Annotated in this window: 5 protein-coding genes; 4 read left to right on the plus strand and 1 reads right to left on the minus strand. The window is 59.6% G+C overall.

The features are described 5' to 3' along the window. Window positions 1–333 precede the first annotated feature (333 nt). On the plus strand, window positions 334–1,233 hold the full coding sequence (gene miaA, locus ACGVJ8_RS04205; RefSeq protein ID WP_392345716.1) for a tRNA (adenosine(37)-N6)-dimethylallyltransferase MiaA: 900 nt from the start codon (window positions 334–336) through the stop codon (window positions 1,231–1,233). A gap of 57 nt (window positions 1,234–1,290) precedes the next feature. Then, a complete protein-coding gene (gene infC / locus ACGVJ8_RS04210) occupies window positions 1,291–1,944 on the plus strand; it encodes a translation initiation factor IF-3 (RefSeq protein ID WP_392345718.1) in 654 nt (217 codons plus the stop codon). On the opposite strand, the gene ACGVJ8_RS04215 is transcribed toward infC, so the two are convergent. Then, entirely contained in the window at window positions 1,941–2,528 is a 588-nt protein-coding gene (locus ACGVJ8_RS04215) for a dienelactone hydrolase family protein (RefSeq protein WP_392345720.1), read from the minus strand. The two genes, infC and ACGVJ8_RS04215, sit on opposite strands and share 4 nt — an antisense overlap. 259 nt (window positions 2,529–2,787) lie before the next feature. On the opposite strand from ACGVJ8_RS04215, the gene ACGVJ8_RS04220 reads away from it, so the two are divergent. Beyond that, window positions 2,788–3,789 (plus strand): GntR family transcriptional regulator, encoded by a 1,002-nt coding sequence (locus ACGVJ8_RS04220; protein WP_392345722.1) that lies wholly within the window; start codon window positions 2,788–2,790, stop codon window positions 3,787–3,789. Window positions 3,790–3,799: 10 nt separating this feature from the next. Then, on the plus strand, window positions 3,800–4,546 hold the full coding sequence (gene cysE, locus ACGVJ8_RS04225) for a serine O-acetyltransferase (RefSeq protein ID WP_392345724.1): 747 nt from the start codon (window positions 3,800–3,802) through the stop codon (window positions 4,544–4,546). Window positions 4,547–5,008 lie beyond the last annotated feature (462 nt).

Below are 5,008 nucleotides of genomic sequence, written 5' to 3' on the forward strand. Positions count from 1 at the left end.
GGCCCGCCAGGGCCTCATCTACCGAGTTGTCAACAACCTCGTACACCAGGTGGTGCAAACCCCTCGGCCCAGTGGAGCCGATGTACATGCCCGGGCGTTTGCGAACGGGCTCAAGCCCCTCCAACACCTGAATCTGCTCAGCGCCGTAGGCGTTCTGGACCTTGGAAGCGTCGCTCATTCAGAAAGTCTCAAGCCAGGAAACCGGGTCATGGGCGGGCGCAACGGCTCTAAACCTCGACCTGACAATGTCAATCTACCATCGGCTGTCTAGAGAAGCTTGCAGAGGCCTCTCAGCGCCCATTCCAAGCCGGGCTGGACCCCCCTCTCACCCTTTTGAGCATCTCCAACCCCCTGGTGATCACCCTGCTCGGGCCCACCGCCAGCGGCAAGACCGCCCTGGTGCTGGACATCGCCGAACAGCTGGATCTGCCGGTGATCAACGTGGATTCCCGCCAGCTCTACCAAGGGATGGATGTGGGCACCGCCAAGCCGACGGCGGACCAACAGGCGCGGGTGCTACACCATCTGCTGGACCTGCGCGCACCGGACCAGCAGATCACATTGCAGGAGTTTCAAGCAGAAGCCAATCCCTGCATCAGCCGTGAGCTGAAGCAGCGGGGCATCGCCCTGCTGGCGGGCGGCAGCGGCCTCTACCTCAAGGCCCTCACCAGCGGACTTCAGCCTCCGGCAGTGTCACCCCAGCCGCAACTGCGTCAGCAGCTGACGGCCCTGGGCCAGGGCATCTGCCATCCACTGCTGCAGGCCGCCGATCCCAAAGCCGCCGCCAAAATCCCCCCCGCCGATGCTGTGCGCACCCAGCGCGCCCTGGAGGTGCTCTATGCCTCCGGGCAACCGATGAGTCGCCAGGCCACAGCCACCCCTCCGCGCTGGCGGGTCTTAGAAATAGGCCTCAACCCCGCCAACCTGCGCCAGCGAATCCAACAGCGCACTGAGCAGCTGTACCGCGATGGGCTGGTGGAGGAGACCCGGCGCCTGAGCGAGCGCTACGGCACTGATCTGCCACTGCTGCAGACCATCGGCTATGGCGAAGCGCTGCAGGTGATTGCCGGCAACCTCACCAGCACGGATGCGGTGCGGATCACAAGCCAACGCACCCGCCAGTTCGCCAAACGCCAACGCACCTGGTTCCGCCGTCAGCACAACCCCCACTGGCTGTCCGACCCGGCATCGCTGACGGATGCGATGACGCTGATCGAGCAACATCTAAGGTGAAGTATGCAGACGTTGTATCAAGCGAAGTTGTCTGCCACTGTCCCCGTCACCGCCTGAATGCCCCCACGTCCCCGTTTTGACCGTCGTGCCCCGGTTCGGGAGCTGCCCAACATCAACGACCGGATCAACTACCCCCAATTGCGGGTGGTCGACTCAGACGGCGCTCAGCTAGGCGTGATCAGCCGCGAAGAAGCCCTGGATGTGGCCCGTGACCGGGAACTGGATCTGGTGTTGGTGAGCGAGAAGGCTGACCCACCGGTCTGCCGGATCATGGACTACGGCAAATTCAAGTTCGAGCAGGAAAAGAAAGCCAAAGAGGCCAAAAAGAAGTCGCACCAGACCGAAGTCAAGGAGGTCAAGATGCGCTACAAGATCGATCAGCACGACTACGACGTGCGGATCGGTCAGGCCCAGCGCTTCCTCAAGGCGGGCGACAAGGTGAAGTGCACCGTGATCTTCCGTGGCCGCGAGATTCAGCACACGGCGCTGGCGGAAACCTTGCTGCGGCGAATGGCCAAGGACCTAGAAGAAAAGGCCGAAATCCAGCAGGCGCCCAAGCGGGAGGGCCGCAACATGATCATGTTCCTCACCCCACGCAAAACGCCGCTGGTGAAGAAGGAGGAAAAGAAGCAAGCCGCCAACAAGGCCGTGCGCACCATCCCCGCACCGCCGCGACCCACCGCCGCCAAGGTGGCCAGCCCCCAGAACTAAACCACCGAATCTTCATCAAGCAGCAGCTTCCATCCCTGGGCTGAAGCCTGGGGGTGGAAGCTGCTGCGTGCTTCGCACATGAAGCCGTGGTCGGCGCCGGCACACTCCATAAAACTGAAGCGCTCACCAGCACGATCAACCTTGCGCAGAGCTGTTTTAATTGCTTCGCGATCCTCAGAAGGGATCAGAGGATCGGCCGTGCCGAACACGCAGGTGAACCGTGCCTGCATCTCAGGCAGCAGAGCCAAAGAGGGTTCACCACCAGCGGGCCGCATACGGCTCACGCCGGCGCCGTAAAAATCAAAAGCGTGCTCAACCCCGGGCAACATGGCGGCCAGAAAAGCGGCATGCCCCCCAAAGCAGAACCCCACCACGTGGATGGCGGAGTGTGAGTAACGGGCTCCTAACCAGCTGACAGCAGCAGCGACATCACCAAGGATCTGCTCGGTGGTGGTGGCGTCCTTGTGACGGCGTCCTTCAGCCAGATCGGGTGTTTCATAGGTCAGCTCCAACTCAGGAGCCGTACGGGAAAACAGGGGAACCGCTAGGGCCGCATGCCCCTGGGCCGCCAAGCGATCCGCCACGCTGCGCGCCTAGGCGTTCACCTCAAACACCTCAGGTAGTACGATATAAACACGTTTAATAGACGGTTTAGAGTTAATATCGTTCTCACTGGCTTGCGGCTCTGCCCACCAGCAGTGCAGTGGCACAGCACCATTGGCGAGCTCAACCCAGCCAGGCGAGGGGGAGTTGGAAATTGTCACAGGCCCACAGGACACACCCCCAATTGTCACCAGGCAATTCGCTCCGTATGGTGGCCGCATTCCGACCTGTCCCACCGGCGTGCGATTCCATATCCAACAGGAAAGCGACATACCGGCATCGACGCAGCTGTACAACCAGATCTGTTTCGCCATCGCAGCACGGCATTACCCGCCGGGGCATCGCTTGCCGAGTACACGCCAGTTGGCGATGCAGACCGGCTTGCACCGCAACACGATCAGCAAGGTCTACCGCCAACTGGAAACCGATGGCGTGGTGGAGGCAATGGCCGGCTCCGGCATCTACGTGCGCGACCAGCAGAAACCCCGGGAAATGAAAACGCCTCCGCACATTCGTAACCGGGGCGTCACCGACCTCGACCGGGAAGTGCGCAAGTGCGTGGATGGCCTGCTGAATGCAGGCTGCACCCTGCAGCAAACCCGCGAATTACTAACCCGTGAGATCGACTGGCGGCTGCGTTGCGGCGCCCGCGTACTGGTCAGCACCCCCCGGGAAGACATCGGCGCCTCGATGCTGATCGCCGAGGAACTTGAACCCTGCCTGGATGTACCGGTGGAAGTGGTGCCTCTGGAAGAGCTGGAAAGCGTGCTGGAGAACTCCAGCAACGGCACCGTGGTGACCAGCCGTTATTTCCTCCAACCGGTGGAGGAGCTGGCCAAGAAACACAGCGTCCGGGCCGTGGCGGTTGACCTCAACGACTTCCGCCAGGAGCTGGCCATGCTCAAGGAATTGCGCCCAGGCAGCTGCGTGGGCCTGGTGAGCATCAGCCCCGGCATTCTGCGTGCTGCGGAAGTGATTCTCCACTCAATGCGTGGCAACGAATTGCTGCTGATGACCGCCACCCCGGACGTGGGCAGCCGCCTGCTGGCCCTACTCCGGGCCTCAAGCCACGTGCTCTGCGATCGACCAAGTTTGCCCTTGGTGGAGCAGAGCCTGCGCCAGAACCGCTCCCAACTGATACGCATGCCCCAGGTGCATTGCGCCCAGAGCTACCTCAGCACCGATACGATCGATTTGCTCCGTAAGGAGATTGGTCTGCAAATTCCGGCCGCCGCCAGCTAATTCTCCTGCGATGTTTGATCACATCCGAGCCGACCTCGCGATCATTCGCGAGCGTGATCCGGCTGCCCGCGGCTGGCTGGAGATTGTGTGCTGCTATCCCGGCTTCCAGGCGATCAGCCTGCACCGGATTAGCCATCGCCTCTGGACCTGCAGTTTGCCCCTGAAGCTTGCTGCCCGCTGCCTCAGCCAAGTCAGCCGTACCCTCACCGGCATCGAAATCCACCCCGGCGCCCGCATCGGCCACAGCGTGTTCATTGACCATGGCATGGGGGTAGTGATCGGCGAAACCGCCGAAATCGGCCACCGTTGCCTGCTGTATCAGGGCGTAACCCTGGGGGGCACCGGCAAGGAACACGGCAAGCGCCACCCAACCCTGGCCGAGAACGTTGTAGTGGGCGCAGGTGCCAAGGTGTTGGGTGCAATCACCATCGGGACCAACACCCGCATCGGCGCAGGATCCGTGGTGGTGCGCGATGTGGAGAGCGACTGCACGGTGGTGGGCGTCCCCGGAAGGGTGATCCACCAGAGCGGCACGCGGATCAATCCCCTTGCCCATTCGGCCCTTCCAGATGCGGAAGCAAACGTGATCCGCAACTTGATGGAACGGATCGATCACCTCGAGAACACGGTGACAAACCTCAAGCGCTGCCTACAGGAAGTGGCCGCTGGTCGGCAGCTCCTTGAAGAATGCTCTGGGGAAGCCCAGAATCTCAAAGACCGAGAGATTTTGGAATTTCTGGGAGATAGCACTAGATAAAGTGCTCACAGGTGCCTAAATAAATTGAGCTTACAACCGATACTTTCGACTCAGAAGCTTCACATTGGCTCTCCAGAGTATACTTTATTGCCAGGAGGCCCCTGAATCACACAATTCACATAAAAAACAATTAATTTCAAGGCTAATTTACCAAGCCAACCTCGCTTGAAGCAAAAGAGATAACCAAAATTTGGCCATTTTAATGACATATGACAGTAAATTACGGCTGCATAAATCCCAACAAAAACAATAACTGTTGAAAACAACATACCACAAAGTGTCAGCGATGATTAAAGCAATATTGATTAAAAACTTCCCTAGAGCGACATTGCCTCCAAATAATAAAGACTAGTTTTGAGGGGCTTTCGACTGGAACATAAACATTGAATAGATGACATTACGGCGCATGTTAGTCATCATTTCCAGGAACATATCGTAGCCCTCGTTCTTGTATTCAATAAG

It is taken from the genome of Parasynechococcus sp. (genome assembly GCF_042954245.1).
GTDB lineage: Bacteria > Cyanobacteriota > Cyanobacteriia > PCC-6307 > Cyanobiaceae > Parasynechococcus.